Origin of the sequence: Cupriavidus sp. UYPR2.512 (assembly GCF_000379565.1) — a bacterium.
Taxonomy (GTDB): domain Bacteria; phylum Pseudomonadota; class Gammaproteobacteria; order Burkholderiales; family Burkholderiaceae; genus Cupriavidus.
The window spans coordinates 1-2,136 of sequence record NZ_KB903037.1 but is presented as its reverse complement, the minus strand read 5'-3'; the positions used below and the strand labels follow the sequence as shown (position 1 = coordinate 2,136).

Sequence of the window (2,136 nt, the reverse complement as noted above, 5' to 3'; positions counted from 1 at the left end):
GGATAGCAAACTGGTTCATGGCGGACTTCCAGTCATAAGTCGTGCGAACGGACTTGGTCAGTACGTTGCGCAGTGCCAGCCACAGCAACTTGATCGCAGCTTCATCCGAAGGGAAGTGGCCACGGGTCTTGATGATCTTGCGCAACTGCATGTTCAAGCTCTCAATGGCATTGGTAACCGGCATGATAGGAACCGGTGCCCTCTCACTCCTCACCGCGTAACTTGGTGTATGGTTCGACCATCCGGGACAGGGGCACCGGGGAGCACTTCGGGTGGGCAGGCCGTTCATATACGTTGAGCTGCGAGCTCGTGTTAGTAGTTGGCCGCCCCTGCGACCCGCCCGGTTGCGCTGCGAGCGCGAATCCGTAGTTGTCGTGCTGTCCCACCGGCTCCCATTTGCGATGTTTCCCGTGGGAGACGCCAATGCGAGTGATAGGACTGGATGTATCGCGATCGGTGGCCGAGATCGCCTATTTGGAGAACGGCCTGCTACGCGCCGGCGGGCGCGTCGGACTGCGACGCGACGAGCTGGAACGCTTTGCTGCCAAGCTAAAGCCCGACGACCACGCGATACTCGAGGCGACCGGCAACACGATCGCCATCGCGAATGTGCTGACAGGTCATGTCGGCAGAGTGATCGTCGCCAACCCCTTGCAAGTCCGCCTGATCGCAGAAGCCCGCGTGAAGACGGATAAGATCGATGATGCGATCCTTGCGCAACTCTATGCGAGTGGCTTCCTGCCCGAGGTCTGGATTCCAGACGAGGCCACGCAACCGATGCGGCGGCAGGTGTCGCGCCGCGCCCAGATCGTGCGGCAGCGAACGCGGCTCAAGAATGAGATTCACGCTGTCCTTGCTGCACATCTCATCGAGCGGTGTCCCGCGACAGACCTGTTTGGCAAGAAAGGGCGGACCTGGCTGAGCCTGCAGCCGCTACCCATGGACGAACGCATCGGGGTCGACCAGCGGTTGCATGAGCTCGATAGGCTGGCAGAGAATCTGCAGCAGGTTGAGCGCATCCTGGCCCAATCCGCTATTCAGGATGACAGGCTGCGCAAGCTGCTGACCATCACCGGCATCAACACCACCGTTGCGATCGGGTTGATCTCGGCCATCGGCGATATCGCTCGCTTTCGCTCGCCGGAGAAATTGGTCAGCTACTTTGGCCTCAATCCTTCGGTCTACCAATCCGGCCTGCAGCCTGCAAAGCATGGACGCATCAGCAAGCGCGGACGTTCCTACGCACGTGCCATGCTGGTCGAGGCTGCCTGGGCCGCCGCCCAATCGGCCGGCCCCGTCCGAGCCTTCTTCCTACGTGTCCGCGATCGTCGCGGTCAGCAGATCGCGGCTGTTGCCACGGCACGCAAGCTGGCAATCATCGTCTGGCACGTCCTCACGCGTAACGAATCCTTCGCCTGGGATCGCCCAGCGCTGACTGCGCGAAAGACCCGTAAGCTGGAACTGCAGGCAGGCGTGCCTCCTGCGCGTCGCGGTAGCCGCAAGGGGTCCGCTGCCGCCTACAATCTGAAGTCCGTCCGGGATCTGGAGCGTGCAGCCGGCGAGCAAGCCGAGCAGGCTTACCAACGCCTGTTCTCGCGCTGGAAGCAAGCGCGACCGCAGGCGACTGCGGTACGCGCTCCGTGGCCACCAATACGGACGCCTTAAGCGAGTGAGAGAGCGGCTGGCGCTTGTCAACTTCATCCGTTGTGTAGATCACACGCCGGATATCGGGCGGGAACACGAAGAACGGTATGACGTGCTCCCAGACACGTCGCCATGACTGCACGATCATTGGGTACTTGGCGCCCCACGGACCGTCGGCGAAGGCCTCCAGCGCCTGCCCGGCCTCCTGTTCGCTGACCGCGCTGTAGATGGGCCGCAGCGCCTGTGCCAGCACCTTGCGCTCCTTGTAGTTGGCGTAGTCCAGGCTGTTGCGGATCAAATGCACAATGCAGGTCTGCACCGTCGTGCGGGGATAGGCCGTGGTCACGGCTTCGGTCAACCCCTTGAGGCCATCGACCACCGCGATCAGGATGTCCTGGGCGGATTCAACCGGTCGTCGCAACACCTTTGATGGAGGAGGTGTTTATGGGGCGACCAGCGGGGTGGATGCAGAAGTTGACAGGGCGAGGAGCG

At 62.1% G+C, this 2,136-nt stretch carries 1 protein-coding gene and 2 pseudogenes; 1 reads left to right on the top strand and 2 read right to left on the bottom strand.

All coding sequences use genetic code 11. The features are described 5' to 3' along the window. Positions 1–187 (bottom strand): annotated as a pseudogene (locus tag A3A5_RS0118760) (transposase); the annotation flags it as partial. A gap of 251 nt (positions 188–438) precedes the next feature. On the opposite strand from A3A5_RS0118760, the gene A3A5_RS0118755 reads away from it, so the two are divergent. Then, on the top strand, positions 439–1,665 hold the full coding sequence (locus A3A5_RS0118755; RefSeq protein WP_369797793.1) for an IS110 family transposase: 1,227 nt from the start codon (positions 439–441) through the stop codon (positions 1,663–1,665). A 25-nt stretch (positions 1,666–1,690) separates the two neighbouring features. Here A3A5_RS0118755 and A3A5_RS41795 read toward each other — a convergent pair. Beyond that, a pseudogene (locus A3A5_RS41795) lies at positions 1,691–2,041 on the bottom strand (transposase); the annotation flags it as partial. Positions 2,042–2,136: the final 95 nt, after the last annotated feature.